This window comes from Janthinobacterium saanense (genome assembly GCF_014200675.1).
Classification (GTDB): Bacteria; Pseudomonadota; Gammaproteobacteria; order Burkholderiales; family Burkholderiaceae_D; genus Janthinobacterium.
The window spans coordinates 1-25,922 of sequence record NZ_JACHCI010000025.1 but is presented as its reverse complement, the minus strand read 5'-3'; the positions used below and the strand labels follow the sequence as shown (position 1 = coordinate 25,922).

Here is a 25,922-nt window from a genome sequence, read left to right as displayed (position 1 = left end):
CCAGCGACGCGCCCGGCGGATAGTGCGCCAGCAAAAGGCGATGAGCCGGTGCGCGCACAGCGCGTGGCCAGCGATGATGGCAGCGCGGCGGCCGCAGTGCGTCGCCTGCACAACAGCCTTGCCAAGGATGGCGCCACCGCCACTATCACGGTCGGCGGCGAGTCCGTCGAGCTGGGCGCAAGTGCCGCCGTGCCGCCCGGCGACGGCAGCGCCGACGATCCACTCTACACCCAGGCCGTGGACCTTGTCCGCACCCAGGAACGCGCCTCGGTGTCGCTGGTGCAGCGCCATCTTCTCCTCGGCTACAACCGAGCCGCGCGGCTGATTGAGGCGATGGAAGCTAAGGGCGTGGTCAGCGTCGCGGCGTCGAACGGTGACCGTACGGTACTGGCCGCGTCGGGAGTGGCAGCGTGAGCGGCGCGCATACCCCTGGCCTACTTTTCGTTGCCGAAACCGGCCAGGATGACGGTTGCAGCCCGGAAACCGTGATTCGCGGAATGGATGGCCGTGCTGGCGTTGCGGTCGCCATCGACTTCGGCGCGAACAATCCCGGCATGCGCGAGGCCAACGCGCAGCGCCTGGTTGCTTGCTGGAATGCGCTCGACGGCCTGTCCGACGATCATCTTGCTGGCGGCTGGAGCGCGCGCGGCATGAGCCTCTACGCAAAAGGCCTGGAAGAAAAGCTTGCTGCGGCGCGGGCGCTGCTGGTCGAGGTAGTGGCGCCGCACGATGAGCACGTCAAAGCATGCCAGACCGCCGGCGAGGCGCCAAACATCAACCCTCTGGCTGGGCGGATTAATGAATTTTTGAAAGGCGGCGCGTCATGAAAGAAACCGGCATGCTTTTCAAGGCGCCCATGGTGCGCGCCCTGCTCGATGGCAGCAAGACGCAGACGCGGCGGATCCTGAACATCACGCACAAGACTCCTGGCCTCGTTGCATGTCTTACCCCGCCTTTTGGCAACCCACGTCCCGGCACGGCTGCCGAGCTGTGCCCGCACGGCCAGCCTGGCGACCGCATCTGGGTACGTGAGACGTGGCGTTCGACCGGCGACGGCGGCCGCTCCGACTACATGGCCCCGCGCGATATGCAGCCGCACCAAGTCTGGTATGACGCGGACGGCGCCGCGCCGGAAGGCGAATGCACGGGCAAAACGCGCACTTCGATCCACATGCCGCGCTGGGCCAGCCGGATCCTGCTGGAGATCGTGTCGGTGCGCGTCGAGCGGCTGAACGACTGCAGCGAGGCAGATGCCAAGGCCGAGGGCGTCATGCAACTGGATGGCGACGACAGCCAGCGCCCGGAAGTGTGCACAAAGGATGGCTGGCAGCTCTGCCCGACGTGCGCCGGCACCGGGTTGCGCAGCACGCTGGGCGCGGGCGGCGGCGTCAACTTCGACGTGGACTGCTCGGACTGCGATACGCACCTCAAGCTTTACCGCCACCTATGGGAGGCAATCAACGGCGCCGGCGCCTGGGAAATGAATCCGTGGTGCTGGGCGATTACCTTCAAGCGAGTTGCGCCATGAACCCGCGCATCTACAAGAAGCAGGCCAAGCGCGCGGTCGAGCTGTTGCGGAGCCATGGCGACACGACGAAGTACACGCCGTCGACCGAACCTGGTGTCATTGATGAGCCGTATCCGTGGAAGCGCGGCAAGTGGCTGCGCCATCACCGCCCCGCCGAATACGGCTTATGGCAGCGCATCGGCGCGATTCCAGAAGTTTCTTGGCAAGACTTCGATGGCGAGTGGGATGGTCACGATTCCCGGACCGGCTGGGAGCGCCACTACGATCACGCCCAATTGCCATCTGATTACTGGGAAGGCTTCGAATGGGAGTGCGGCGGCAAGCCGTGGCCGCGCCCGTCAACCAAGCAGCGCATGGCCATGTGGCGCCACAGCCAGATCGCGCCAGGCTGGCGTTGGCGCGGCGGCCGGGCTGTACGGATGGCGTCATAACAGCATCCGACCCAGCGCACATGCATGGGGTGCATGGGGTCGGAAGTTTTAATGGCTGCGCCATAGCGGCACAACCAAGACATCAACCTGAAAGGTAAATATGAAAACGACCATTGAAGCAGCGCCGATAGTACGCAATGCAGACGGCAGCTACTACCACCCTGCCCTGGCGAGCCTCCCGGACACCGATGAAAGCGCCGAAGCGTTCACTGGCTGGCTGGCGGAATGCGGCGTTCAAGCTGCCAGCATCTGGATGGAAGGGGATGCGCCAGACCTCGCAGATCGCTACATGGAGAGCGACGGCGACCCGAGCGCCCTGATCGACTGGCAGCCAACCGTGCCGCCCGGCGATGGCTGGTTCCTGTTGTCCATCTTCGATACCGATGACGGCCCCGTTGCCCACTACGTGCGGCCAGTGCCGGCAGCCCAATGAACACCAGCCCAGCACCAGAGGCCCCGGCCGAGGCCGCCTACAAGCTGGACCGCGCTGTGCTGCGCGCAATCCACACCTGCCAGCCCGTGCTGTTCGAGGGCAAGCAGCACTACCTGCGCGGCATGGGCGCCCAGGTGCTGGGTGGTGGCGTGTCATCCGTGATTTACCTGATGGGCGACGCGACACCGCGCCAGCCCAGTGAAATAACTTTTTTGGAGCATGCAGAATGATCAACAACGATAGCAATGACACGCTGGAGCAAGCTGCTCCCCCTTCGGTCGCCGCAACGCCGCAATACCTGGCCGTGCCGGATGGATGGAGGCTGGTTCCGATTGAGCCGACGCCTGAGATCATCGCTGGTGCCGCAATCGCATCCTGGCCAACCGCATCGCTTGCCGATATCGACCTAGCACGCCAGGCAGCACCGCTCGTCTTGATGCAAATGGATATGGCGCCAGGCACGACCGTGGATGCGTTAGCTGGCATGTTGGCTACGATGGCGCCGGCATATCGCGCCATGCTGGCGGCCGCACCGAAGTACTCATCGCTGCCAGCCACCGCGCCCCAAGTGGTAGCGGATGAGCGGGCGGCGTTTGAGGAGTGGGCTATGGCAGAAGGACTGATTCAAGAGTCGCACGGCATCCGCTCGACCAGTTCGATATGCAGCGTTGCGATGAAGGCATGGATGGCTGGCCGCGCCGCCCTCGCAGCCGCCCCGGTGCAGGCGCAAGAGCCGGTGGACTGGCAGAAGATCGCCCTGTTCTACCAAGACTTGTACAGCCAAGAAAAGCACCGGGCCCCCGTGCAGCCCGTGGCCGTGCCGGATGGCTGGAAGCTGGTGCCAATTAATAATCCAACAATGGCGCAACTGGATATCGGCGGCTTCCCGCGCATCGCTTTCAACCACTACGCCGCAATTATCGCTAACGCTCCCGCCGCCCCAGCAGCGCAGGGCGATGCCCAAGAACTGAGCAATTCGAAAATTCGGACGATTCTCCACAAATATTCCCGCTACATGGGGCAACCTGGATATTACTCGGACACTGAGTTCAGTTGCCTTCAGGACGTAATCGCGTTTGCCCGCGCCGCTATCGCTGCCAAGGCGGGAAAATAATATGCCTACAATAGATGAGTTAGAGGCCCGTAGCGCCACTAAAGAAAATTGGGAACTTCGGAAGCGCATCGATGAATTGGAAGATAGGCTCAAACCCAAGCCAAGGGGTTCAGCGGTAGAAGCCTTCAACAAATTCTGGAAAGCTGAAGGTAACGTCAGAAACAGAAAAGAATTAGCTCAACTCGCATTTGATGCGGGGCACGCATTGCGGCATAAAAAGAGCGATCCTATCGCTGCCAAGGCGGCATCATGAGCGCCTACGACAAAACGTCGATCCAGATCAACCGCTGCAAGCGAATTCTAGACCTTGTTGACGATTATGTGGATTGTCCCACTCAGGACTATCGCACCACATTGCGCAAGGCGCTGATGGATGAATTTGAAGTGCCTGCCATCGCCCCGCCAGTAGCTGCGGGGAGCGTGGATATGCTGCAGCGCTTTGACCTAGTCGAATCCCAGTATGGAACTGGCTACATGGTTCACTGGGATAAGGCCATGGAAGAAGACGCAGATGGCGAGTGGGTAAAGCATGCCGATGCAATCGCCTGGGACGCGCAACTTGTAGCTGAGGCAGCACATGGCGCGCAGCAATCAATAGAATTTTTAGAAGAGCGCGCCGAGAAAGCCGAAGCCGAAGTGAAGCAAGTCAACGAATGGCGGGCAGCGGCGCTGGCTGAAAGCCGGGCGCTGGGCGAAGCGTGGGCGGGCAAAGCAGAGAAGGCCGAAGCCCGCACGGCGCAGCTGGAAGCCCTGCTCGCTGCCGCCGGCAAGCTGATCAAGGCCAAGGGCCGCCATCATACCGAGCTGAACTACCTGGCGCTTGTGACTGCATATGATGCTGCCGCCAAGGGCGATGCAACCGGGAGCGCGCCATGAACATGAGTGAAGTCGAAATGCGCCACATCGCCGAAATGGTGGCGGCGCTGGACAAGGCCGCAGGCAAGAAGCCCGCCAGAGCATCCGGCGAATTGAATAGGCAGCAGATATGCGCTGCGCTCGGCGTCAGCGAATCAACGATCCGCCGCCTGGAGCAGGCGGGGCTGCCATATACACCGGTCGGTGCGCGCTCCAAGCGCTACGACCTTGAAGAATGCAAGAACTGGTTAAAGGAACACAACCAATGTCCATCTGGGATGATAAAAACGGAAGAAAGCACGTCGGCATTGAGGCGGGCGGGAAAAGAATTCACAGAAAGCTGCCGAAAGGTGCAACTGCGAGTGATGCCAAGCGCGTAGAGGCTGAGCTTCGCTCGGCAATCTTGCGCATGGCATCGCCGACAGCCAGGCAACTCAACATTCCGGGCGACCCATCCATGTCGGAAATTTTGGCAATATATGTGGAGCACTCAGAAACGCTGCGCAGCGCAGAAACATCGCAGCACCATGCCAGGCGCCTAGGGCCGTGGGCTGCCAAGTACAAGGCCAGTGAGGCGCAAGAGTTCTCCGATCATGTTATCAGAGACATGAGCAGGAAAGTCCCGGATACAAAAACAAAGAAAATGAAAGCAGCATACGCCCCAGCAACAATCAATCGATCACTTGCGTGCGCAAAAAAAGGTTTGGCACTTGCTTGGCGCCGCCGCATTATCCCGGAAAATTACGGCCTAAGAATTGAAAACGTCAGGGTGGACAACAAGCGCGAAATTTTCTTGAGCGTCGCAGAGGTGCGCATGATTGCAGAGCATTGCTCGGAGCAGGCCCAGGCCGCAATTTGGGCCGCCCTGCTAACTGGCGCGCGACGCGGTGAGCTATTCCAGATTCGCAGCGAGGACATCGGTACCGATACCATTAGGCTTCCCGCAAGCCACACAAAAACATTTAAAACGCGCGTGATACCAATCATTCCCGCGTTGAGGCCATGGCTTAAACATTTTCCGCTAGCAATCTCAGTCGACGGGCTGAAGTCATCATGGCGCAGGGCCAGGGTAAAAGCGCGTATGGAGCATGTGAACTTTCATGACTTGCGGCACTCTTGCGCAAGCATCATGCTTGGCTTAGGCGTTGATCTTTATACAATTAGCAAAATCCTCGGGCACAGCAACGTTCAAACCACGCAGCGTTATGCTCACCTGCAGGTTGATGCGCAACGGGCGGCACTGGACAAGCTCTCGGCGCTGGTTCAGAAAAACTAAATCACACCCAGAAATCACACCCACAAAAAAAGCCGCGTATCAGTGATAGGCGGCTTTAATATAAGTACTTGTTTTTACAGCGTATTCTTGGTGGGAAGTGCAAGTTTCGAACTTGCGACCCCTGCAGTGTGAATGCAGTGCTCTACCCCTGAGCTAACCTCCCTAAGCGGATCGAATTATCGCATAAGTGTTGCGGCGTCTGCAAGGGCTGGCGGCGGGAAATTTTGCTTGGCGCCGTTTTTATCAGGCGGCTACCGCTGGCGTGCTGACAGCGGTCCAGATGCATTGACCTTTGACGGCTTTGTCCAGGCCGGCGATGGTGCTTTCGTGGGCGGCGATTTCGTCGGCGCTGGCGGGCTGGAAGATGATGTCGGCCAGGGGCACGATTTCCAGCACGGCGCCGTCTGCCGCAACTTCCACTTCTTCATCCATGCTGAGGCTGTTCTGGCCGCGCGTCATGGCCAGGTAGACGTCGGCCAGCAATTCGGAGTCCAGCAGCGCGCCGTGCAGCTTGCGGTGGGCGTTGGAGACGCCGTAGCGGTCGCACAGGGCATCGAGCGAGTTGCGCTTGCCGGGGTGCATTTCTTTTGCTTGCACCAGGGTGTCGATCACGCCATGCACGTGTTCATGAATAGGTGGCAGGTTCAGGCGCTTGAATTCGGCGTTCAGGAAGCCGATATCGAAGGGCGCGTTGTGGATGATCAGTTCGGCGTCGGCGATGTAGGCGCGAAACTCTTCGACGATTTCGGCGAATTTCGGTTTGTCGCTGAGGAATTCGGTGGTCAATCCGTGGACCGCCAATGCGCCCTCTTCCGAATCACGCTCGGGATTAATGTAGTAATGGAAGTTGTTCCCGGTCAGCATGCGGTTATTCAACTCTACCGCGCCGATCTCCAGGATGCGGTCGCCCGTGCGTGGGTTCAGGCCGGTGGTTTCAGTATCGAGAACAATTTGACGCATGGCAGACTCATTCGTAAAAGCAAAAAGCGAAGGTCACAGTATAACAAAGCTGTGCCCTTCGCTTATGTATTGCTGCTACTTTTTAACTCACGCTCTGACCGTTTCAACACCCATATTCGCCAGTTGATCGGCCCGTTCATTGCCCGGATGGCCGTTGTGGCCGCGTACCCAGCGCCATTCCATGGTATGCACGGCCTGGGCCGCGTCCAGCGCTTGCCACAGGTCGACGTTTTTCACGGGCGCCTTGGCGGCGGTTTTCCAGCCGCGTGCCTTCCAGCCATGGATCCACTCGCTGATGCCCTTTTGCACGTATTGGCTATCGGTGTACATCACCACCTGGCAAGGGCGCTTGAGCGCCGTCAATGCCTCGATCACGGCCTTCAATTCCATGCGGTTATTGGTCGTGTTCAATTCGCCGCCGTAGATTTCTTTCTTGGCGCCATCGGCAACCATCAGCGCGCCCCAGCCGCCGGTGCCGGGATTGCCCTTGCATGCGCCGTCGGCGTAAATTTCAACCTTATCCATCTTGCTGTTCCCGCCTTTTATTAGTGACCGGTGCGCCTGCGGAGGCCGTCGCCGGTTTTTTGGTCCACGCCGGACCGATCAAGCGCATCCCTTTGACGCGCTTGATCGCCTGCACTATATACACTGCACCCAGATATGGCCACCAGCGCGCGCCGGCCTTGTCCATGAAGGCGTTGCGGCGCAGCCATTTTTCCGTCTTGCAGGCGGGTGCATAACAGCCGAAATGGCTGCGGCTCACGCCCATGTTCAGCAATTTTAACCAGTCTTTCATGCGTGGCATGGAAATCAGCTCACCCGCCTTCGGCAAATAATGGCGGCCCGTGAGGCGGCCCAAACCCTGGCGCGCGCCCCACAGGCTGGCCGGATTGAAACCGCAGACGATCAAGCGCCCTTCCGGGATCAGCACGCGTTCGACTTCGCGCAAGACCTGGTGCGGCTCGGCGGCAAATTCCAGCACATGCGGCAACACCACCAGATCCAGGCTTTGCGATTCGAACGGCAACTCGTCGAAGGCGGCCACCAGCTTGACCCGGCTGTCCTGAGCCGGTTGCGCGGGCAAGCGGGAATCGAGCAGCCATTTGTTCGGCATACGGCTGGCAGCGAGCGCATCAAACTGCGGCAAACCGATCTGCACGGCATTAAAACCGAAGATATCGGCCGTCAAACTATCGAGGCATTGCTGCTCCCACGCGCGCACGTAGAGACCGGCCGGTGTTTGTAACCAGCCATCAAGCGCTATAATGGATTTTTCGGATGCCACACTGTCCATTCAGTTTTCTTTCTTGCCTATGATCCATTCCCCCGTACAAACCTTATCACACACTTTATCGGTACTTGCCGTGCCAGCCTTTGCCGACAACTACCTGTGGCTGATCCATGACGGCACGCATGCCGCCGTGGTCGACCCGGGCGATGCGATGGTCATCCTCGATGCGCTCAAAGCTCATCAGCTGACATTGTGCGCCATTTTACTGACTCATCACCACGCCGACCACACCGGAGGCGTTCCTGAATTGTTGCAGCATTTCGCCGTGCCCGTCTTCGGCCCGCGCAATGAAGCTATCACAGCCATCACGGAACCTCTTGCCGAAGGCGATGTCGCCTACGTGCGCGAGCTGGGCTTGCAGCTGACCGTGATCGACGTGCCCGGCCACACCAAAGGGCATATTGCCTATGTGCGCCAGCGCGACGAACGCAGCGGCGCGCCCTGGCTGTTTTCCGGCGACACCCTGTTTGCCGGCGGCTGTGGCCGCCTGTTTGAGGGCACGCCGGGGCAAATGGCCGACTCGCTGGGCAAGCTGGCCGCCCTGCCCGACGATACCGAGGTATTTTGCGCCCATGAGTACACCTTGTCCAATCTGCGCTTTGCCAGCGCCGTCGAGCCAGGCAATCTTGCCTTGCAAGAAAGGGTCGCCATCGATACGGAAAAACGCCAGCAAGGCCTGCCTACCGTGCCGTCGACCATCGCCATGGAAAAAGCCACCAATCCCTTCCTACGCTACAAGGAGCCAGCCATCCTGGCCAGCCTGAAAGTGGAAGGGAAATTGGCAGCCGATGCGTCGCCTGTGGAAGCCTTTGCAGCCTTGCGCATGTGGAAAAATAATTTCTGATAGCACCGGATAAAACCTACTGCGCGTCGGCATAGGCAGCCTGCGATGCTCACCGTACTTTAGTACGGTTGCGCTTCTTGGCCACCTCTTCCTTCCGCTCGCTACGGTTTTATCCGGCGCCGTAATTTTTACTGCATAAAAAAACCGGAGAAAACTCCGGTTTTTTATGACTCAGAGAAATCTACCAATCAAATCTCTTCGTACAGCGGCAGGGTCAGAAATTCAGCAAACTCTTCCGAGGTCGACATTTGCTCGAAAATCTGGCCGGCGCGCACGTAAGTCGGTCCGTTGCCGCCGGGGGCGTTGCGCTGGACCTTGGCCAGTTCTTCCGGAATCATGCTGCGCACCATTTCGGCCGTGACCTTGCGGCCGTCTTCCAGCACGCCCTTGCTCGAACGTATCCATTGCCACACTTGCGAGCGGCTGATTTCGGCCGTGGCGGCGTCTTCCATCAGGTTATGGATGGGCACGCAACCGTTGCCGGCCAGCCAGCTGCCCAGGTAATGGATGCCCACGTTGATGTTGTAGCGCAAGCCCGCTTCCGTGATCGGCGCTTCCGGCTGGAAATTGAGCAAATCGGCTGCCTTGACATCGATATCGGGGCGCTGCTTGCCGATCTGGTTCGGCTGGTCGCCCAACACTTTGGTGAACTCGCCCATGGCCAGCTCGACCAGACCAGGATGGGCAACCCAGCCGCCGTCATAACCATCGGTGGCGTCGCGCGCCTTGTCGGTGCGCACGCCGCCCATGGCGATATCGTTCTTTTCAGGATCGTTCTTGATCGGGATCAAGGCTGCCATGCCGCCGATGGCTGGCGCGCCGCGCTTGTGGCAAGTCTTCAGCAGCAGCAAGGCGTAGGCGCGCATGAAGGGCGCCGTCATAGTGACCTTGGCGCGGTCGGCCAGGCAGAAATCCTTGTCCAGCTTGAATTTCTTGATGCATGAAAAGATGTAATCCCAGCGGCCCGCATTCAGGCCCGAGCTATGTTCGCGCAATTCATACAGGATTTCATCCATTTCAAACGCCGCCAAAATGGTTTCAATCAGGACCGTGGCCTTGATCGTGCCTTGCGGCAAGCCCAGTTCCTCTTGCGTCATGACGAAAATATCGTTCCACAAACGCGCTTCCAGGTGCGATTCCATTTTCGGCAAATAGAAATACGGACCGGCGCCGCGCGCCAATTGTTCTTTGGCGTTATGAAACATGAACAGGGCAAAATCAAAAATGCCGCCGGAAATGCGCTTGCCGTCGACCAGCACGTGTTTTTCATCGAGGTGCCAGCCGCGCGGACGCACGACCAAGGTCGCGATCTTGTCGTTCAGCTTGTAGGATTTGCCGTTCTGCTCCAGCGAAATTGTCTTGCGCACGGCGTCGAACATATTGATCTGGCCCGTAATCTGGTTGTCCCAGTTGGGCGTGTTCGAGTCTTCGAAGTCCGTCATATAGCTGTCGGCGCCCGAATTGAAGGCGTTGATGACCATTTTGCGCTCGACCGGACCCGTGATTTCCACGCGGCGGCATTCCAGCGCTTGCGGTATCGGTGCAATCTTCCAGTCGCCATCGCGGATATGCGCCGTTTCAGGCAGGAAATCCGGACGCTCGCCCGCATCGAGGCGCTTGGCGCGCTCCACGCGCACGGCCAGCAATTCCTGGCGGCGCGGCTCGAAGGCGCGCGTCAGCCTGGCCACCAGCGCCAGCGCTTCTGGCGTCAATATCTGTGCATAGCCAGGCTTGATTTCACCGCTAATTTGCATGCCGTCAGGCAGGACAATGGGGGCGTGCGTCATGAAGTTCTCCAATATGAATAGAAATAAAGCGAAAAATAAAGCGAAAATAATCTGAACAGCAATCTGCTCATCGCACTATAGGCGGAAATACTGCGCAGGCACGGCTAGGGATCGCAAGAAAATGCGTCGTTCCGCAGCGCTTTTGTTTTATAGTAATGCACTATAAGGCATGGAAACGAGATTAAAAATCACTTCATCTATGCGTTTTTATCACAAGTGAGGAAAACACAGGCCATGGGGCAATTCAGGCAAATCTCTACCTTCGTGGATGTGGTCGCCAAAGGCAGCCTGTCGGCGGCAGCGCGCGCGGAAGGCATCGCACCAGCCATGATAGGGCGCCGCCTCGATGCGCTGGAAGAGCGGCTGGGTGTGAAACTCTTGCAGCGCACCACGCGCAAGCTGGCGCTGACGAATGAGGGCGCGGCCTTTCTGGAAGATTGCCAGCGCATCCTGGGCGAACTGGAAGAAGCGGAATCGGCCGTGGCCGTGCGCAGCGTGCAGGCGCGCGGCCATTTGCTGATTTCTGCGCCAGCCGGCTTTGGCCGCCATCACGTGGCGCCGCTGCTGCCCTCTTTCCTGGCCGAACACCGCGACTTGACGGTGTCGCTGAACCTGAACGACAGGCTGGTCGATTTGATCGGCGAAGGCATCGACGTGGCCATCCGCATCGCCAGCCTGTCCGATTCCTCGCTGGTCAGCACCAAGCTGGCCGATAACCAGCGCGTGCTGGTGGCCTCGCCCACCTACCTGAAGCGAGCCGGCACCCCCTTGGTGCCAGCGGATCTAGCCAAGCATAATTGCCTGGCGATCAGCAGCGAAGGCAGCCAGCGGGGCTGGACCTTCCGCGAAAACGGCAAGAACCTGACCTTGAAAGTCACGGGCAATATGGTGTGCAATGATGGTGAAGTGCTGCATGACTGGGCCTTGGCGGGCAAGGGACTGGCCTGGCGCTCGATGTGGGAAGTGGGCGCCGAGATCGCTTCAGGACAACTGGTCACGGTGCTGGACCAGTACGCTGCACCGGGCAATGACATCTACGCCGTGTTCGCGCAGCGCCGCCACCTGCCCTTGCGCATCCGCGCCTTTGTCGACTTCTTGCGCCATAGCTATGCCCAGCCGAGGTATTGGCGCTAGAGAAGGATGGCTGGGGAGGAAAATGCAGGCGAAATGCCTGTTTTACGAAAATGCAGGCGAAAAAAAATCCTCGGAGACCGAGGATTTCTTTATTTCGTTTGATCCAGCGTATTAGATTGGCTGAATGTTCGAAGCTTGCTTGCCTTTAGGGCCAGCAGTCACTTCAAAAGAAACGCGTTGGTTCTCTTGCAGGGACTTGAAGCCGTTCGACTGGATAGCCGAGAAGTGAGCGAACAGATCTTCGCCGCCTTCGTCAGGGGTAATAAAGCCGAAACCCTTCGAATCATTGAACCATTTTACGATGCCAGTTGCCATTACAATTTCCTATTTCAGTTAAGTTGGGCTTGCGCCCGTTATATCGTTTGAAGCAAGAAAGAAATGACAGACAAACTGCACTACTACCTCGAATCCAACGATGCCCAATTATACCAACAAAACTGAGAAAAACCATTCTTTCGCAAAATAAACTTGCGAACACTACTTTAATAGCCAAATCCCCGTCTTGCGGCGCCCTGTACCAGCGGCATGGAGACACTATATCTCAATCCTTCGCGCGCACGCTTTGCGTTATATCAAATGTATTAATTTGACCACGCCGCGTGTAGGAGGCCTAGGCCTGATAGGTGGACGCGGCTGCATCGTGCGCCGCCCAGCGCAGCAGACCGCCCACCTGCGCGCTCAGGACCGGCCATTCGGCCAGCACCTCGCCCGGCTCGTTGAGCAAGCCGCGCACCAGCTGCTCCAGGCGCCGGCATTCTTGCCCCAGTGCCGCAAAGCCGAAAGTGGAGGCCGAACCGGCCACTGCATGCAAGGCGCGGTGCAGCGCCGTCAGTTGTTCCAGCCGCGGGCCTTCGCTGTCGCAGCGCTCGCGCGCCGTGGCGATGGCTTGCATCAAGCCAGGCACGCCGGCGGCGTACTTGTCATTCAAGGCGCGCAAACGGGCGCGGAAATCCGGGTCGATCAAGGTAGCCATGGCAGTCCTCGCGAGCTTATAGCGGTAGTTTAATTACTTGGTGCCGAAGATGCGGTCACCCGCATCGCCCAGGCCCGGCACAATGTAAGCGTGCTCATCCAGATGCGAATCGAGCGCAGCAGTAAACATCTTGACGTTTGGATGCGCGTTCTGGAACACGGTCACGCCTTCGGGAGCCGCCACCAGCGACAGGAAAACGATTTGCTCATCGGTCACGCCGCGTTTTTTCAGCACATCGACGGCATACACGGCCGAATTGCCGGTCGCCACCATCGGGTCGCACAGGATGAAGGTACGCTCATTCAGGTCTGGCAGGCGCACCAGGTATTCCACGGGCATGTGCGTGGCAGGGTCGCGGTACACACCGATATGGCCCACGCGGGCCGACGGCAGCAGGTTCAGCAAGCCATCGCTCATGCCGATGCCGGCGCGCAGGATGGGGACGATAGCCAATTTCTTGCCAGCAATAACTGGCGCATCGATGGTCACCAGCGGAGTTTTGATTTCGCGTGTCGTCAGCGGCAGGTCGCGCGTGATCTCATAGCCCATCAGCAAGGTGATTTCTTTGAGCAACTCACGGAAAGTGCGCGTCGACGTGTCGTGCTCGCGCATATGGCTCAGTTTGTGCTGGATCAGCGGATGGTCGGTAATGAAGAGATTGGGAAAGCGCGGATCTTGTTTCATATGTTCTCTCTCTTGTTCCAAGCGCGGCGAGATGATTGCATCGCAAGCGCGCCGGGTGTCGATAAAATAATGGATTGCAGCATTATCCCAGCCCACAGCGCCGCTGTGGCTGTAATTTTAGAAATAATCGCATGTCAGCTGCAATTCAAGCTCAATATTCACGCAGCGCCCGCGCCAGGATGGCGCTGCAATCCGTGCCTGCCGGCAAGCGTCCATAGGCCCCGCCCGGCGCCTGCACCAGCCGCGATAGCACAAAAGCCTGGGCAACAAACGGTGGCGCATGGCGCAGCAGCAAGGCGGCCTGCACCGCCAGCACGATGCGCTCGGCCAGGCGGCGCGCGCCAAATTCATCGGCTTGCGGCCCCTCCAGATCGGCCAGCAGCTGATTACGATAAGCAACAAACGCGGGTTCGCCCTCGCCCGCCAGCGCCAGCTCTGCCTGCAGCGCCTCGCGCGCGGCGGGCGACTTGCCGAAGGCGCGCAGCACGTCCAGGCACATCACATTGCCCGAGCCCTCCCAGATCGAATTGACGGGCAGTTCGCGGTACAGCCGGGCCAGCGGCGCATCTTCCACGTAGCCGGTACCGCCCAGCACTTCCATCGCCTCGGCGCCAAAGCCGGGACCGCGCTTGCAGATCCAGTATTTGCCGGCCGGCGTCAGCACGCGCGCCAGCACGGCTTGCTGTTCATCGTGCTTTTCATCGAAGCAGCGCGCCAGACGCAAGGCAAAGACAGTCGCCGCTTCCGATTCCAGCGCCAGGTCGGCCAGCACGTTGCGCATCAGCGGCTGCTCCACCAGCGGCTTGCCGAACACGGCCCGCTGGCGCGCATGGTGCAAGGCCTGCGTCAAGGCGGCGCGCATGATGCCGGCACTGCCCAGCACGCAATCGAGGCGCGTATGGCTGGCCATTTCCAATATGGTCGGTATGCCCCGGCCCTGCGCACCCACCAGCCAGCCGTAGGCACCCGTAAATTCCACTTCCGACGACGCGTTCGAACGGTTGCCCAGCTTGTCTTTCAGGCGCTGCACGCGGATCTGGTTACGGCTGCCATCAGGCAAAAAGCGGGGCACGAAAAAGCACGACAGGCCAGCGCTGCTGCCGCTCTCCGTTTGCGCCAGGATCAGATGGGCGTCGCTTTGCGGCACCGAAAAAAACCATTTGTGGCCGACGATGCGCCAGACGTGTTCCGCCTGCTCGCCAAACAGCGCTTGTGCCTCAGGCAAGGACACCGGCTCGGCATAGGTAGTATTGCTACGCACATCCGAGCCGCCCTGCTTTTCCGTCATGCCCATGCCGATCAGGGCGCCCCGCTTCTGCTCCACCGGCAAAGAGCGTGGATCGTACTCGCGCGACAGTATCTTGGGCAGCCAGCGCGCGGCGATCTGCGGCAGATGCGTGGCCAGGCGCAGCGCCGGCACCGAAGCATAGGTCATCGTCAGCGGGCACTGCGTGCCGTTTTCCACTTGCCCGACTAATAAATAGGTGGCCGCGCGCGCCACCTGGGCGCCTGGGCCCGGTGCGGCCCATGGCGCGTTATGCGCACCGGCGCCGACCAGGATGGCCATCAATTCATGCCAGGCCGGGTGAAAGGCCACTTCATCGATGCGCCGCCCGGCCCGGTCGAATTGCTGCAATTGCGGCGTGTGGATGTTGGCCAGCCGCGCCAGCGCCAGGGTGTCCGCGCGCCCCAGCTTTTCGCCCAGCGCGGTCAGTTCCGGTAGCGCCGCCCCGCCGCCCTCGCGCAAGACCGCCTCGATCAGGGCCGGGTCGCAGGCGAACAGATTGACGTTCTCGAAGGGCGTGGCCTGGTTGAAAACTTCATGCGTGTCGTAAGCATTCATGGCGGGTCTCCGGTGCGGTTTGCTATCATGGCGCCCCTGCCAAGCTGGCAGCAGGCAAAAAACCGTCTGTCAGCCAGACTAGCGCAAAGACCAGGTCAGGGCAAGCGGCTTGCCGTGCGGCCCCTTGCACAAGGTTTTTCAGGAAAAGAAAGTCTTATTTATGAAATCCCCCATGCAAGCTGAAGGAATGTTGCTTTATTTCATGTAATTGGGGGCTTTTCAATGATACATTTCGTCTGGGTCAACTGACATTTGATAGCGCAAGCAGCCAGCAAGCTGCAATGAAGATGGTGTGAATTTCCTGGCCAGCCTGCCGATTGCAGGGTGGTCAATACTGAACGATAAGGTAAAAGCCAGCACGATGTTTTCCAGTACCCCATCCGCCGCCCACCGCGAGGCTCGTCTAGAATTGGATAACCTCATGGAAGAGGCAGGCGACATCGTGTTCCGGCTCGATGCGCACGGCGTGATCCTGTTTGCCAGCCGCCGCGCAGCCACGCTGTTCGGTGCGCCGGCAGGCCTGGCCGGCCGTCCATTACTGCCACTGGCCACGGAAGCGTCGCGCGCGGCGCTGCAGGCTGCGCTGGAAGACGCCCTGGAAGAACCGGGCCGGCTGGAAGTGCGGCTGCAAACGCCAGACCAGGAAATCTGGTTCGAACTACGTATTTCTTCGTATATCAGCCAGACCGGCATCGTCGAACTGCTGGTGGTCGGGCGCGATACCTCGGCCCAGCACAATACGGAAGAACGGCTGCGGCATATGGCCACGCACGATGCGCTCACGGGTTTGCCCAATCGCTTGCTGCTGTCGGACCGTATCCGCATGGTGATCGCCCAGGCCGCGCGCTCGGGCCAGGGCTTCTCGGTGGCCACCATCGGCCTCGATGGCTTTAAAAAGGTCAACGATGGACTCGGCCACCCGGTTGGCGACGCCGTGCTGCGCCTGGCCGCCGCGCGCCTGCGCAAGACCCTGCGCGACAGCGACACCCTGGCTCGCGTGGGCGGTGATGAATTTGTTGCGGTCCTGCCTGGAAGCGCTACCGACGCGCAGATCAAGCTGGTGACGGGCCGTTTGCTGGCCACCTTGCAGGCGCCGTTCGAAGTCGACGGCCACACGATCTACGTGGGCGCCTCGGTCGGCGTGTCGATTTACCCGCTGCATGCCGAAGACGAAGTGCGCCTGGTGGCGCTGGCCGATGCGGCCATGTCGCGCGCCAAGGAAACCGGCAAGGCCCGCTGCCTGGTCTACAGCCCGCGCCTGAACAGCCCGTCCGAACACGATATCTCGCTGGAAGCGGCCATGTTCCAGGCCGTGCGCGAAGGCGAGTTTTTGCTGTACTACCAGCCCATCGTGGACGCGCACACGCGCCAGATCCAGGGTTTCGAGACCTTGATGCGCTGGAAGCACCCTACCCTGGGCCTGGTGCCGCCCGTGCGCTTCATTCCCATTGCCGAAGCGAACGGCTTGATCAACCTGCTGGGCGCCTGGGCGCTGAAAGCAGCCTGCGTGCAGCTCAAGCAATTCCAGGAAGTGGCGCAGCGGGCGCTGTATATCTCGGTCAATATCAGTCCGCGCCAGTTCCGCAACGACAAATTCCTCGACGTGCTGGACGACGCCATCGCCTTTTCGGGCCTGTCGGGCGAGCACCTGGTGCTGGAAATCACAGAGGGCACCTTGATGATCGATCCCGTGCACGCAGAAACCATCCTCGTTAAAATGACGGAACGCCGCGCGCGCATCGCCATCGACGATTTTGGCACCGGCTATTCATCACTGGCCTATCTGAAGCGCTTCCCGATTTCCGTGCTGAAGATAGACCGTACCTTTATCAAGGATCTGCCCGAGTCCAGCAAGGACGCGGCGATCTGCAACACCATCCTCGACCTGGCCAAGCACTTGAATCTGTCGGTCGTGGCCGAGGGTGTAGAAACTGAAGAACAAATGCATTTCATGGAATCACGTGGCTGCCACTATATACAGGGCTATCTGACGGGCAAACCGATGCCGGCCCATGCCGCACTGGCGGCACTCAGCGAAAAAACCTATGCGACGCTGGTTTCCGCGCCGTCAGACCATGCACTGCGCGGAGGTGTGTCATGAATCCAGGCCAGTACACGGCGCCTACGCAGCTCGGCAAGAACACCCTGGAACTGCTATGGGCGCGCACCCGCCAGCAAGGTGACATGCCCGGCTTCGCCAAGGCCATCAGCGCCATCCTGGGCGCCATGCGCGGCGAGGATGACCACGAATTCGACATGACGCAAACGGTGCTGTCGGATCCTGTCCTGACGCACAAGGTATTGCGCCTGGCCAATAGCGGCATGTATTCGGCTTTCGGCCAGCGCGTCAACACGGTCTCGAAAGCCGTGCTGGTGCTGGGGATCGACGCCATCGGCCATCTGGCGCTGGGCCTGAAACTGATCGAAGAATTGTCGCAAGCCACGCCGGACTCGGTCAGCGCCCACGTCGAGATGGAAAAGGCCGTGCTGGCAGGCATGGTGGCGCAACAGGTGGCCACCAGCGCCGGCAGCCTGCAAGCAGAACAGGCCGTGGTCTGCTCCATGCTGCACACCCTGGGCCGCATGATGGTGACGTTTTACATGACGGATTTCTGGGCCCGCATGCAGGCGCACGCAGGCCCCGGCAATGAAGCGGCAGCCGCGCGCGAAATCCTCGGCCTGTCGCTGCCCGAAGTGGGGTACGCCACGGCGGCCCACTGGGGCTTGCCGCAACACCTGATCAATGGCATGCGTCCATTGGAAGCCTCGGTGGAGGACACTCCTGCTACCGGCGCCGACTGGATGGCCGGCGTGTCGACCATGGCCGCACGCTGCGCCGACTCGCTGTGGCACGACGATGCAGCCGGCGCGGCCCAGGTGCACGCGCTGATCGAAAATTATTCGGGCATGCTGGGCATAGCAGTCGACGAGCTGGGTGCGGCGGTGGAAAAGGCAAAAGCGATGGCCGCCGCCGACCTGTCGATTGCGCCGTTGTCGAAGCCGGCCGAACGGCGCGCGCAGCAACTGGCGTCGACGCGCTTGCGCGCCGAAGGCAACCGCATCCTGATCAGCGGCCTGGCCGATCTGCGCGGCGCCATCGGCAGCGCCACGCCTGGGCAGATGGTCTCGATGGCGCTGGAAACGCTGCACCAGGGCTTTGATTTTTCACGCTCGGTGGCCTTCGTGCGCAACCATAAGGATCATTTGTATTCGGCCCGCATCAGCATGGGCGAAGGCATGGCCGACCTGCAGGATTTGATGGTGTTTGGCGACGCCTACGAGCCGAACGTGTTCCATGCGGCCCTCAATAGCGACCGCGTGATCTTCATCGACAATGCGCGCGACCCGAAATTCGCCGCCAAGCTGCCGCAATGGTGGAAGTCCACCCTGTCGGAAGCGCGCAGCTTCGTGGTGCTGCCGCTGTCGGCCAACGGCCACCCGACGGGATTTTTATATGGCGACTGGGACGACAGCTTCCCGCCCATCCAGCTGAACCAGACGGAATTCAACCTGATCAACGATATCCGGGCCTTGCTGGTGCAGTCGGTGGAGATGCGCCACCAATTGGAGTTGGTAGCAAACAAGGTGGCGTAAGTCGGATCAGGGCCGCAGGCCTTGATCCGACGAAACTCAAATCACTTCAGCTTCGGCGTAGTTACACTGACATCACCGCACTGGGCGCGGTACATCAGGGCGTGGTCGATCAGCACCAGCGCCAGCATGGCTTCGGCAATCGGCGTGGCGCGGATGCCGACGCAGGGGTCGTGGCGGCCGAAGGTTTCCACCATCACAGGGTTACCTTCCTTATCGATCGAACGGCGCGGCGTGCGGATCGACGAGGTGGGCTTGATGGCAATCGACACGCTGATGTCTTGCCCGGTAGAAATACCTCCCAGCACGCCACCGGCGTTATTGCCGATAAAACCTTCTGGCGTCAGTTCATCGCCGTGTTCCGAGCCTTTTTGCGCCACGGAATCAAAACCGGCGCCGATTTCCACGCCCTTGACGGCGTTGATGCCCATCATCGCGTAGGCGATGTCGGCGTCCAGCTTGTCGTAGATGGGCTGGCCCAGGCCGACCGGCACGTTTTGCGCAATCACATCGATACGGGCGCCGATGGAATCGCCATCGCGGCGCAGCTGGTCCATCGCCGCTTCCATGCGCGCGATCAGATCGGCGTCGCCGCTGGCCGCAAAAAAAGGATTGGCATGCACATGCTCCCAGGATTCAAACGGCACGGGAATATCGCCCAGCTGGCTCATGCAGCCCTTGAAGGTGGTGCCATATTGCTGTAGCAGCCATTTCTTGGCAATCGCCGCCGCGCCCACCACCGGCGCCGTCAGGCGCGCCGACGAGCGGCCACCGCCGCGCGGATCGCGTACGCCATATTTATGCCAATAGGTATAGTCTGCATGACCGGGGCGGAAGCTTTCGGCGATATTGCCGTAATCCTTGCTGCGCTGGTCTTCGTTGCGGATCAGCAGCGCAATCGGCGTACCGGTCGTTACGCCCTGGTACACGCCGGACAGTATCTCGACCGTATCGGATTCCTGGCGCTGCGTCACGTGGCGCGAAGTGCCCGGTTTGCGGCGGTCCAGTTCAGGCTGGATATCGGCTTCCGACAAGACCAGGCCCGGCGGGCAGCCGTCGATCACGCAGCCGATAGCCGGGCCATGCGATTCGCCGAAAGTGGTAACAGTAAACAGCTTGCCAAATGAATTGCCGGACATAGTAGGAAATTGTGAAGACTGGAAAACGCAATTCTACCAGTCTACACGGCGCGCCAGACCGCTATCGCCACATTCTCTACAACATGGTGCAGGGAAATGAAAGGCTTGATGCATTTTAAATATCAAAAATCATCTATTACAGTTGTATTTATGCCAGTACAGAAATATTGCCCCACGGCATAGATTTAAAAAAGCATAGTGCTTATTAAATCGCTATATACTTGAATGAGAGCGTATAACAAAATCCCCGACATGCGACTTTTATTGGGGTAAGCAACAAGAGCTGCATCAGAAATGGCGAGAGTAATGCCTTGTTTTTTTGATTTTTTGGTATGCGCCGAGAGCACATCAGAAATGTGCAGGGCTAGGCGCACCGCCGAAGACAGTACGCCAGTACGGCAAGGCGGTGCAACAACGCCATGCACATTTCTGATGCGCTCGCAATAATATCAAGTCATCCTGGAGAGCTATTACATGCCTGAACCGATCATGCCCCTTGATGCCAACAAGGACGATCACGACGACCTGGTATTCCTCGATGAGCAAGCACCGCCGCCAGCCTCCGCCGCCGCGCTGCGCAGCGTCTGGAGAGTGATGATCATCGACGACGATGAAGATGTCCACTCCACCACCACTTTTGCCCTCGGCAACCTGGAAATGCAGCACCGTCCGCTGGAATTCGTGCATGCCTATTCGGCAGCGCAGGCGCGCGAGCAGCTCAAGCATGAAACCGACATCGCCGTCATCCTGCTCGACGTGGTGATGGAACAGGATGATGCGGGCCTGCATTTAGTACGCTATATCCGCGAAACCCTGAAAATGACCGACGTGCGCATCATCCTGCGCACCGGCCAGCCCGGCTATGCACCGGAAATCGACGCCATCCGCGATTTCGACATCAACGATTACAAGACCAAATCCGAACTGACGCGCATCAAGCTGTTTACCACGGTGACGGCGGCCATCCGCTCGTATGAGCAGATACGGGCGATCAGCAGCAGCCGGCGCGGCCTGGACCAGATTGTCCACGCCAGCACGCAATTGATGGCTTTACACGGCGTGCAGAACTTCTCGGCCGGCGCGCTGGCGCAGATCGCCGACTTGCTGGGCGTACGCGCCGATGGCGTGCTGTGCGTGCAGGATATGCTCGACGACGGCAGCAAGCAGCTGGTCGTCTGCGCCTGCACGGGCATTTTTTCCAATCTACCGCATAGCGCCCTGTGCAAGCTCGACAATGCCCGCGTGGCGCAGGCCATCGACCATACGCTGGCGCAGCGGCGCAATGTGTACGCCCACGACTACGCCACCCTGTACTTTGCCGGCAAGTCCAGCCGCGATGCGGCCGCCTTCCTGCTGCTGCCGCGCCCTCTTTCCGCCATCGATGAAAGCCTGCTCGAAGTCTTTTGCAGCAACGTCGCCGTCGGGCTCGACAACGTGGAACTGGTCACGCATCTGCATAACGCGGCCTTCTACGACCAGCTATCGAAGCTGCCCAACCGCACGCGCCTGGTGGAAATCCTCGACACGGCGCTGGCCGGCCCTGCGCGCGACGAGGCAACCCTGTCGCTGGTCGACCTGGACCACTTTGCCGAAACCAATGACGCGCTGGGCCATCAGTTTGGCGACTTGCTGCTGCTGGCCGTGGCGGGCCGGCTGCAAACCCAGCTGGGCGAGCAACTGACGGTGGCGCGCCTCGGTGGCGATATTTTCAGTGTGCTGGGCGATTCATCGCAGGTGAACCCGGCCAATATCCTGGCCCTGTTCCAGACGCCGTTCAGCATCGATGGCCAGGACGTGCAGGTATCGGCCACCTTGGGCCTGGTGCGCCTGGGCGAGCATGCCGGCACGGGCGCCGATGCCTTGAAGGATGCCGATATCGCCCTGAAACGCGCCAAGAGCCAGCAGCGCGCCGGCCACTTTTATTTTTCGCGCAGCATGGGCATCGAAATCCGCGAGCGGGTGCGCATGATGCACGCGCTGCGCACGGCCTTCAGCCAGAAGCAGCTATTTGTGGTCTACCAGCCGCAGATCGACCTGTCCACGCGCCGCGCCGTGGGCGCCGAAGCGCTGCTGCGCTGGCAAACGCCGGATGGCAAGTTCATCTCGCCCGACCGTTTTATTCCCATCGCCGAATACTCGGGCATCATCATCGAGCTGGGCGAATGGGTGCTGCGCACCGCCTGCTGCGAACTGGTGCGGCTGCGCGCCGAGGGCCACCGCAACTTCGTCATGTCGATCAACGTCTCGCAAGTGCAGTTCCGCCATCCCCTGTTTTTGGAAATGCTGCGCCTGGCGCTGGAAGAAACACAGGCGCCACCCGAATTCATCGAACTGGAAATCACCGAATCGATGGCGATGGAAGAACCCGACCTCTTGATCAAGATGCTGTGGCAGATCAAACAGACGGGCGTGAGCATCGCCATCGACGACTTCGGCACCGGCTTTTCATCGCTGTCTTACCTGCAGCGCCTGCAGGTGGACCGCCTGAAGATAGACCGCGCCTTCGTCACCGAAATCACCGGCTCGGCGCGCGGCAGCAGCATCGCTGAAATGGTCATTCAGCTGGGCCGCAACCTGGGCCTGGCCGTGATCGCCGAAGGGGTGGAAGATGAGCGGCAGGCGCAAATCCTGCAGGCGCTGGGCTGCCCCATGGCCCAGGGATTTCTATTTGCCCGCCCGATGACCGCCAGCGCACTGGGCAAATGGCTGACCGAAGAAGCGCTGCAAGGCGCAGCCTGAAGCCGCAAAGACAGCGCTGGACTCACTACGCCACCTAAACACTGACGGTGCTCCGTAAGGTCTTGGCAGCGGCGACCATATTGTGCAGCGCAGGAATCACCTCTTTCCAGCCGCGCGTTTTCAGGCCGCAATCGGGATTGACCCACAAGCGGGCCGCCGGGATGCGTTCAGCCGCTTTTTGCATCAGCTTGACGATCTGCTCCTGGCCTGGAATGTTCGGCGAGTGGATGTCGTACACGCCAGGACCGATTTGATTCGGATACTTGAAGTCATCGAAGGCGTCCAGCAATTCCATGTCCGAACGCGAGGTTTCGATGGTGATCACGTCGGCATCCATGCCGGCGATCTGCGCAATGATGTCGTTGAACGCCGAGTAGCACATATGGGTGTGGATCTGCGTTTCATCGCGCACGCCGTTGGCGGTGATGCGGAACGATGCCACGGCCCAGTCCAGGTATTCTTTCCATTGCGCCTTGCGCAGGGGCAAGCCTTCGCGCAGCGCCGCTTCGTCGATCTGTATCACGCGGATACCGGCCTGTTCCAGGTCCAGCACTTCTGCACGCATGGCCAGCGCCAGCTGGTAGCACGATACCGAACGTGGCTGGTCGTCGCGCACGAAGGACCAGTTCAATATCGTCACAGGGCCGGTCAGCATGCCTTTCATCGGCTTGCTGGTCAGCGACTGGGCGTAGGTGCTCCACTCCACCGTCATGGCTTTGGGACGGCTGATGTCGCCGAACAGAATAGGCGGTTTCACGCAACGCGAACCGTAGGACTGCACCCAGCCGAACTGGCTGAAGGCGTAGCCATCCAGCTGTTCGCCAAAGTATTCCACCATGTCGTTGCGTTCGGCTTCGCCGTGCACCAGCACGTCCAGTTCCAGCGCTTCCTGCTCTTTGACGCAGCGGGCGATTTCTGCCTGCATCAGCGCTTTATACGCGCAAGTGTCGAGCTGGCCGCTGCGGTACTGGCTGCGGGCCTGGCGAATTTCCGCCGTTTGCGGGAAGGAACCGATGGTGGTGGTCGGGAAAGCCGGCAATTGCAGCAGCGCCGCTTGTTTGCGGGCACGCTCGGCGTAATCGCTCTGGCGTTGACCAAATCGGCTTTCGATGGCGCCAAGCGCAGCTTTGACGGCAGGATTGTGTACGCGCGGCGAAGCGCGGCGGGCGGCGATGGCGGCGGCATTGCCGGCCAGTTCGGCTTGCACCGAGGCACGACCATGGTTCAGCGCTGCCGACAGTATTTGCACTTCATGCAGTTTTTGCAGGGCATACGCGAGCCACGACTTGATGTCCTGGTCCAGCTTTTGTTCATTGTCCAGGTCGACAGGCACGTGCAGCAAGGAACACGATGGGGCGAGCCACAGGCGCTCTTGCAGCGTGGCATGGACAGGTTCCAGCCATTCCAGAGTCGCGCTCAGATCGGTTTTCCAGATATTGCGGCCATTCACCACGCCCAGCGACAGCACGTGCTGCGCCGGCAGTTTGGTGATCAATGCCGCAACCTCATCACGGGCGTTGATGGCGTCCACGTGCAAGCCTTGCACCGGCAGGCTGGCGGCCAGCGGCAAATTGTCTTGCAGCTTGCCAAAATACGTGGCCAGCAGCAGTTTGACTGGCGCGCCTTGCAAGGCATCGTAGGCGGTCACGAACGCTTGCTTCCAGGTGGCATCCAGTTCCGTGACCAGCACTGGCTCATCGATCTGTACCCATTCCACGCCCAGGCTGGCCAGCCTGGCCAGCAGTCCTGCATACACAGGCAGCAGTTTCGGCAGCAGCGCCAGCTTGTTCGACCCGTCTTTTTCCTTGCCCAGCCACAAATAGCTCACAGGGCCGATGATCACAGGTTTGATCCTGGCGCCCAGTGTGCGCGCTTGTTCGATCTGTTCCACCAGGCGCCTTGCGTCCAGCGCAAACTGGGTCTCGGCCGAGAATTCAGGCACGATGTAGTGGTAGTTGGTGTCAAACCATTTGGTCATTTCACCGGCATGCACGCAGCTGCAATCGCTGTCACTGGCCGAACGGCCACGGGCCACGCGGAAATAGTTGTCCAGCACATTGCCGCTCAAGCCTTGCACGCGCCTGGGCACGTTGCCCAAGGTGAAACTCATGTCCAGCACCTGATCGTAGAAAGAAAAGTCGCCCACCGGCACCAAATCCAGCACTTGCTGCTCTTGCCAGTGGCGCAGACGCAGTTCCGCGCCCAGGCCTTCCAGCGCCTCGCGCGTGGTGGCGCCCTTCCAGTAGTCTTCCAGGGCAAATTTCAGTTCACGCTTGCTGCCAATACGGGGAAAACCCAGATTATGCGTGGTGACCATGAGAACTCCTTGTGTTGCATAGTCACCATCATAAACACTTCAATTCATTAATAATAATGGTAAAATCTAATGCATCCATTATTTAAATTCATGTGAAACGATACCTGTAATCTTTTTATCGACGTGGCGTGCCAGACTGATCAGGCGCACGCCCTCTCTTGACGGAATAGCATCATGGAACAAGAATACACCCGCGAAAAACTGGCCTGGCCTGGTGGCAATAACAAGGTGCTGCTGCATTCCTGCTGCGCACCCTGCTCGGGCGAAGTGATGGAAGCCATGGTGGCCTCGGGTATCGACTTCACCATCTTTTTTTACAATCCGAATATTCATCCGCTCAAGGAATATGAACTACGCAAGGAGGAAAATATCCGCTTTGCCGAAAAATTCAATATTCCGTTCATCGATGCCGATTACGACCGCGACAACTGGTTTGCGCGCGCCAAGGGCATGGAAAACGACCCGGAACGGGGCCGCCGCTGCACCATGTGCTTCGACATGCGCTTTGAGCGCACGGCCCTGTATGCCCATGAGCATGGTTTTCCCGTGATTACCAGCTCATTGGGTATTTCTCGCTGGAAAGACATGAAGCAGATCAATGGCAGCGGCGTGCGCGCGGCCAGCCACTACCCCGACATGCTGTACTGGGAATACAACTGGCGCAAGGGTGGCGGTTCGGCCCGCATGATCGAGATCAGCAAGCGCGAGAATTTTTACCAGCAAGAGTATTGCGGCTGCGTCTATTCCCTGCGCGACACGAATGAACACCGCGTCGCCATGGGCCGCGAGCGCATCCATTTGGGCGTCAAGTTTTATGGCACGCTGGAAGTGACGGAAACGCCGGAAGAGAAGTAAAAGTCACGAACGTGCAAAAAAGCCAGCATCAATGCTGTAATGCCGTTCAGTTAAGACTGAACGGCATTTTTATTTGGGTCTTGTAAACGGCAAGTTCAGCTGTTAACCTGCCGAGCATGCTCGATGAC

27 protein-coding genes and 1 tRNA gene are annotated in these 25,922 nt (G+C 59.7%); 17 read left to right on the top strand and 11 right to left on the bottom strand.

The genetic code is table 11. The features are described from left to right. Positions 1 to 48 precede the first annotated feature (48 nt). The 11 genes from HDE72_RS27885 to HDE72_RS24330 all read left to right on the top strand — a co-directional run bounded on the left by HDE72_RS27885 (position 49) and on the right by HDE72_RS24330 (position 5,637). Positions 49 to 414: a DNA translocase FtsK gene (locus tag HDE72_RS27885; RefSeq protein WP_311736845.1), complete on the top strand. Its 366-nt coding sequence runs from the start codon at positions 49 to 51 to the stop codon at positions 412 to 414. Continuing rightward, positions 411 to 827, top strand: a complete 417-nt coding sequence (locus HDE72_RS24375) for a hypothetical protein (protein WP_183747232.1) — start codon at positions 411 to 413, stop codon at positions 825 to 827. Before HDE72_RS27885 ends, HDE72_RS24375 begins: the two co-directional genes overlap by 4 nt. Continuing rightward, on the top strand, positions 824 to 1,528 hold the full coding sequence (locus tag HDE72_RS24370) for a hypothetical protein (RefSeq protein WP_183747229.1): 705 nt from the start codon (positions 824 to 826) through the stop codon (positions 1,526 to 1,528). The genes HDE72_RS24375 and HDE72_RS24370 overlap by 4 nt, the downstream gene beginning before the upstream one ends. Then, entirely contained in the window at positions 1,525 to 1,959 is a 435-nt protein-coding gene (locus HDE72_RS24365; protein ID WP_183747226.1) for a hypothetical protein, read from the top strand. Before HDE72_RS24370 ends, HDE72_RS24365 begins: the two co-directional genes overlap by 4 nt. A gap of 100 nt (positions 1,960 to 2,059) precedes the next feature. Then, complete coding sequence (locus HDE72_RS24360) at positions 2,060 to 2,392, top strand: hypothetical protein (RefSeq protein WP_183747223.1); 333 nt, start codon at positions 2,060 to 2,062, stop codon at positions 2,390 to 2,392. Next, on the top strand, positions 2,389 to 2,622 hold the full coding sequence (locus HDE72_RS24355; RefSeq protein ID WP_183747220.1) for a hypothetical protein: 234 nt from the start codon (positions 2,389 to 2,391) through the stop codon (positions 2,620 to 2,622). The genes HDE72_RS24360 and HDE72_RS24355 overlap by 4 nt, the downstream gene beginning before the upstream one ends. Beyond that, positions 2,619 to 3,506 (top strand): hypothetical protein, encoded by an 888-nt coding sequence (locus HDE72_RS24350; protein WP_183747217.1) that lies wholly within the window; start codon positions 2,619 to 2,621, stop codon positions 3,504 to 3,506. Before HDE72_RS24355 ends, HDE72_RS24350 begins: the two co-directional genes overlap by 4 nt. Position 3,507: 1 nt before the next feature. Then, the gene (locus tag HDE72_RS24345) at positions 3,508 to 3,759 is read left to right on the top strand and encodes a hypothetical protein (RefSeq protein ID WP_183747214.1); all 252 of its coding nucleotides are present in this window, start codon (positions 3,508 to 3,510) and stop codon (positions 3,757 to 3,759) included. Next, a complete protein-coding gene (locus HDE72_RS24340) occupies positions 3,756 to 4,382 on the top strand; it encodes a hypothetical protein (protein WP_183747212.1) in 627 nt (208 codons plus the stop codon). The genes HDE72_RS24345 and HDE72_RS24340 overlap by 4 nt, the downstream gene beginning before the upstream one ends. Continuing rightward, positions 4,379 to 4,741 (top strand): helix-turn-helix transcriptional regulator, encoded by a 363-nt coding sequence (locus HDE72_RS24335; RefSeq protein WP_183747209.1) that lies wholly within the window; start codon positions 4,379 to 4,381, stop codon positions 4,739 to 4,741. Before HDE72_RS24340 ends, HDE72_RS24335 begins: the two co-directional genes overlap by 4 nt. Further along, complete coding sequence (locus HDE72_RS24330) at positions 4,627 to 5,637, top strand: tyrosine-type recombinase/integrase (protein WP_183747206.1); 1,011 nt, start codon at positions 4,627 to 4,629, stop codon at positions 5,635 to 5,637. The genes HDE72_RS24335 and HDE72_RS24330 overlap by 115 nt, the downstream gene beginning before the upstream one ends. Positions 5,638 to 5,725: 88 nt before the next feature. On the opposite strand, the gene HDE72_RS24325 is transcribed toward HDE72_RS24330, so the two are convergent. The 4 genes from HDE72_RS24325 to HDE72_RS24310 all read right to left on the bottom strand — a co-directional run bounded on the left by HDE72_RS24325 (position 5,726) and on the right by HDE72_RS24310 (position 7,891). After that, positions 5,726 to 5,800 (bottom strand) — tRNA-Val (locus tag HDE72_RS24325). An 80-nt stretch (positions 5,801 to 5,880) separates the two neighbouring features. Beyond that, positions 5,881 to 6,597: a DNA polymerase III subunit epsilon gene (gene dnaQ, locus HDE72_RS24320; RefSeq protein ID WP_183747203.1), complete on the bottom strand. Its 717-nt coding sequence runs from the start codon at positions 6,595 to 6,597 to the stop codon at positions 5,881 to 5,883. A gap of 87 nt (positions 6,598 to 6,684) precedes the next feature. Further along, a complete protein-coding gene (gene rnhA, locus HDE72_RS24315) occupies positions 6,685 to 7,122 on the bottom strand; it encodes a ribonuclease HI (protein ID WP_183747200.1) in 438 nt (145 codons plus the stop codon). Beyond that, complete coding sequence (locus tag HDE72_RS24310; protein ID WP_183747198.1) at positions 7,115 to 7,891, bottom strand: class I SAM-dependent methyltransferase; 777 nt, start codon at positions 7,889 to 7,891, stop codon at positions 7,115 to 7,117. The genes rnhA and HDE72_RS24310 overlap by 8 nt, the downstream gene beginning before the upstream one ends. Positions 7,892 to 7,910: 19 nt before the next feature. Here HDE72_RS24310 and gloB point away from each other — a divergent pair, with 19 nt between their 5' ends. Further along, positions 7,911 to 8,732, top strand: a complete 822-nt coding sequence (gene gloB, locus HDE72_RS24305) for a hydroxyacylglutathione hydrolase (protein ID WP_183747195.1) — start codon at positions 7,911 to 7,913, stop codon at positions 8,730 to 8,732. A 188-nt stretch (positions 8,733 to 8,920) separates the two neighbouring features. Here gloB and aceB read toward each other — a convergent pair whose 3' ends face one another. Next, entirely contained in the window at positions 8,921 to 10,519 is a 1,599-nt protein-coding gene (gene aceB / locus HDE72_RS24300) for a malate synthase A (RefSeq protein ID WP_183747192.1), read from the bottom strand. 234 nt (positions 10,520 to 10,753) lie between these two features. Between aceB and HDE72_RS24295 the strand changes: the two genes are divergently transcribed. Further along, entirely contained in the window at positions 10,754 to 11,653 is a 900-nt protein-coding gene (locus tag HDE72_RS24295) for a LysR family transcriptional regulator (protein ID WP_183747189.1), read from the top strand. Positions 11,654 to 11,764: 111 nt separating this feature from the next. On the opposite strand, the gene HDE72_RS24290 is transcribed toward HDE72_RS24295, so the two are convergent. The 4 genes from HDE72_RS24290 to HDE72_RS24275 form a co-directional block, all read right to left on the bottom strand. Then, positions 11,765 to 11,968: a cold-shock protein gene (locus tag HDE72_RS24290; protein WP_010398811.1), complete on the bottom strand. Its 204-nt coding sequence runs from the start codon at positions 11,966 to 11,968 to the stop codon at positions 11,765 to 11,767. A 295-nt stretch (positions 11,969 to 12,263) separates the two neighbouring features. Continuing rightward, a complete protein-coding gene (locus HDE72_RS24285) occupies positions 12,264 to 12,626 on the bottom strand; it encodes an Hpt domain-containing protein (protein WP_183747186.1) in 363 nt (120 codons plus the stop codon). A gap of 33 nt (positions 12,627 to 12,659) precedes the next feature. Further along, on the bottom strand, positions 12,660 to 13,310 hold the full coding sequence (gene upp, locus HDE72_RS24280; RefSeq protein ID WP_183747182.1) for a uracil phosphoribosyltransferase: 651 nt from the start codon (positions 13,308 to 13,310) through the stop codon (positions 12,660 to 12,662). Between the two features lie 151 nt (positions 13,311 to 13,461). Further along, positions 13,462 to 15,153: an isovaleryl-CoA dehydrogenase gene (locus HDE72_RS24275; protein ID WP_183747179.1), complete on the bottom strand. Its 1,692-nt coding sequence runs from the start codon at positions 15,151 to 15,153 to the stop codon at positions 13,462 to 13,464. 361 nt (positions 15,154 to 15,514) lie between these two features. On the opposite strand from HDE72_RS24275, the gene HDE72_RS24270 reads away from it, so the two are divergent. After that, a complete protein-coding gene (locus HDE72_RS24270; RefSeq protein WP_183747176.1) occupies positions 15,515 to 17,254 on the top strand; it encodes a putative bifunctional diguanylate cyclase/phosphodiesterase in 1,740 nt (579 codons plus the stop codon). Then, on the top strand, positions 17,251 to 18,747 hold the full coding sequence (locus HDE72_RS24265) for an HDOD domain-containing protein (RefSeq protein ID WP_183747173.1): 1,497 nt from the start codon (positions 17,251 to 17,253) through the stop codon (positions 18,745 to 18,747). Before HDE72_RS24270 ends, HDE72_RS24265 begins: the two co-directional genes overlap by 4 nt. 41 nt (positions 18,748 to 18,788) lie before the next feature. Here HDE72_RS24265 and aroC read toward each other — a convergent pair whose 3' ends face one another. Further along, positions 18,789 to 19,883: a chorismate synthase gene (gene aroC, locus HDE72_RS24260; protein ID WP_183747170.1), complete on the bottom strand. Its 1,095-nt coding sequence runs from the start codon at positions 19,881 to 19,883 to the stop codon at positions 18,789 to 18,791. Positions 19,884 to 20,357: 474 nt separating this feature from the next. Here aroC and HDE72_RS24255 point away from each other — a divergent pair, with 474 nt between their 5' ends. Then, positions 20,358 to 22,622: a putative bifunctional diguanylate cyclase/phosphodiesterase gene (locus HDE72_RS24255; protein ID WP_183747155.1), complete on the top strand. Its 2,265-nt coding sequence runs from the start codon at positions 20,358 to 20,360 to the stop codon at positions 22,620 to 22,622. Positions 22,623 to 22,656: 34 nt separating this feature from the next. Here HDE72_RS24255 and metE read toward each other — a convergent pair whose 3' ends face one another. Continuing rightward, entirely contained in the window at positions 22,657 to 24,939 is a 2,283-nt protein-coding gene (gene metE / locus HDE72_RS24250; protein WP_183747153.1) for a 5-methyltetrahydropteroyltriglutamate--homocysteine S-methyltransferase, read from the bottom strand. Positions 24,940 to 25,113: 174 nt separating this feature from the next. On the opposite strand from metE, the gene HDE72_RS24245 reads away from it, so the two are divergent. Beyond that, positions 25,114 to 25,794: an epoxyqueuosine reductase QueH gene (locus tag HDE72_RS24245; RefSeq protein WP_183747151.1), complete on the top strand. Its 681-nt coding sequence runs from the start codon at positions 25,114 to 25,116 to the stop codon at positions 25,792 to 25,794. Positions 25,795 to 25,922 lie beyond the last annotated feature (128 nt).

What these genes read in the sequence shown, in the direction of transcription:
- HDE72_RS24370 (WP_183747229.1), top strand. Translation starts at nt 824, where the DNA reads ATGAAAGAAACCGGCATGCTTTTCAAGGCGCCCATGGTGCGCGCCCTG.
- HDE72_RS24365 (WP_183747226.1), top strand. Translation starts at nt 1,525, where the DNA reads ATGAACCCGCGCATCTACAAGAAGCAGGCCAAGCGCGCGGTCGAGCTG.
- HDE72_RS24360 (WP_183747223.1), top strand. Translation starts at nt 2,060, where the DNA reads ATGAAAACGACCATTGAAGCAGCGCCGATAGTACGCAATGCAGACGGC.
- HDE72_RS24355 (WP_183747220.1), top strand. Translation starts at nt 2,389, where the DNA reads ATGAACACCAGCCCAGCACCAGAGGCCCCGGCCGAGGCCGCCTACAAG.
- HDE72_RS24350 (WP_183747217.1), top strand. Translation starts at nt 2,619, where the DNA reads ATGATCAACAACGATAGCAATGACACGCTGGAGCAAGCTGCTCCCCCT.
- HDE72_RS24345 (WP_183747214.1), top strand. Translation starts at nt 3,508, where the DNA reads ATGCCTACAATAGATGAGTTAGAGGCCCGTAGCGCCACTAAAGAAAAT.
- HDE72_RS24340 (WP_183747212.1), top strand. Translation starts at nt 3,756, where the DNA reads ATGAGCGCCTACGACAAAACGTCGATCCAGATCAACCGCTGCAAGCGA.
- HDE72_RS24335 (WP_183747209.1), top strand. Translation starts at nt 4,379, where the DNA reads ATGAACATGAGTGAAGTCGAAATGCGCCACATCGCCGAAATGGTGGCG.
- HDE72_RS24330 (WP_183747206.1), top strand. Translation starts at nt 4,627, where the DNA reads ATGTCCATCTGGGATGATAAAAACGGAAGAAAGCACGTCGGCATTGAG.
- dnaQ (WP_183747203.1), bottom strand. Translation starts at nt 6,597, where the DNA reads ATGCGTCAAATTGTTCTCGATACTGAAACCACCGGCCTGAACCCACGC.
- rnhA (WP_183747200.1), bottom strand. Translation starts at nt 7,122, where the DNA reads ATGGATAAGGTTGAAATTTACGCCGACGGCGCATGCAAGGGCAATCCC.
- HDE72_RS24310 (WP_183747198.1), bottom strand. Translation starts at nt 7,891, where the DNA reads ATGGACAGTGTGGCATCCGAAAAATCCATTATAGCGCTTGATGGCTGG.
- gloB (WP_183747195.1), top strand. Translation starts at nt 7,911, where the DNA reads ATGATCCATTCCCCCGTACAAACCTTATCACACACTTTATCGGTACTT.
- aceB (WP_183747192.1), bottom strand. Translation starts at nt 10,519, where the DNA reads ATGACGCACGCCCCCATTGTCCTGCCTGACGGCATGCAAATTAGCGGT.
- HDE72_RS24295 (WP_183747189.1), top strand. Translation starts at nt 10,754, where the DNA reads ATGGGGCAATTCAGGCAAATCTCTACCTTCGTGGATGTGGTCGCCAAA.
- HDE72_RS24290 (WP_010398811.1), bottom strand. Translation starts at nt 11,968, where the DNA reads ATGGCAACTGGCATCGTAAAATGGTTCAATGATTCGAAGGGTTTCGGC.
- HDE72_RS24285 (WP_183747186.1), bottom strand. Translation starts at nt 12,626, where the DNA reads ATGGCTACCTTGATCGACCCGGATTTCCGCGCCCGTTTGCGCGCCTTG.
- upp (WP_183747182.1), bottom strand. Translation starts at nt 13,310, where the DNA reads ATGAAACAAGATCCGCGCTTTCCCAATCTCTTCATTACCGACCATCCG.
- HDE72_RS24275 (WP_183747179.1), bottom strand. Translation starts at nt 15,153, where the DNA reads ATGAATGCTTACGACACGCATGAAGTTTTCAACCAGGCCACGCCCTTC.
- HDE72_RS24270 (WP_183747176.1), top strand. Translation starts at nt 15,515, where the DNA reads ATGTTTTCCAGTACCCCATCCGCCGCCCACCGCGAGGCTCGTCTAGAA.
- HDE72_RS24265 (WP_183747173.1), top strand. Translation starts at nt 17,251, where the DNA reads ATGAATCCAGGCCAGTACACGGCGCCTACGCAGCTCGGCAAGAACACC.
- aroC (WP_183747170.1), bottom strand. Translation starts at nt 19,883, where the DNA reads ATGTCCGGCAATTCATTTGGCAAGCTGTTTACTGTTACCACTTTCGGC.
- HDE72_RS24255 (WP_183747155.1), top strand. Translation starts at nt 20,358, where the DNA reads ATGCCTGAACCGATCATGCCCCTTGATGCCAACAAGGACGATCACGAC.
- metE (WP_183747153.1), bottom strand. Translation starts at nt 24,939, where the DNA reads ATGGTCACCACGCATAATCTGGGTTTTCCCCGTATTGGCAGCAAGCGT.
- HDE72_RS24245 (WP_183747151.1), top strand. Translation starts at nt 25,114, where the DNA reads ATGGAACAAGAATACACCCGCGAAAAACTGGCCTGGCCTGGTGGCAAT.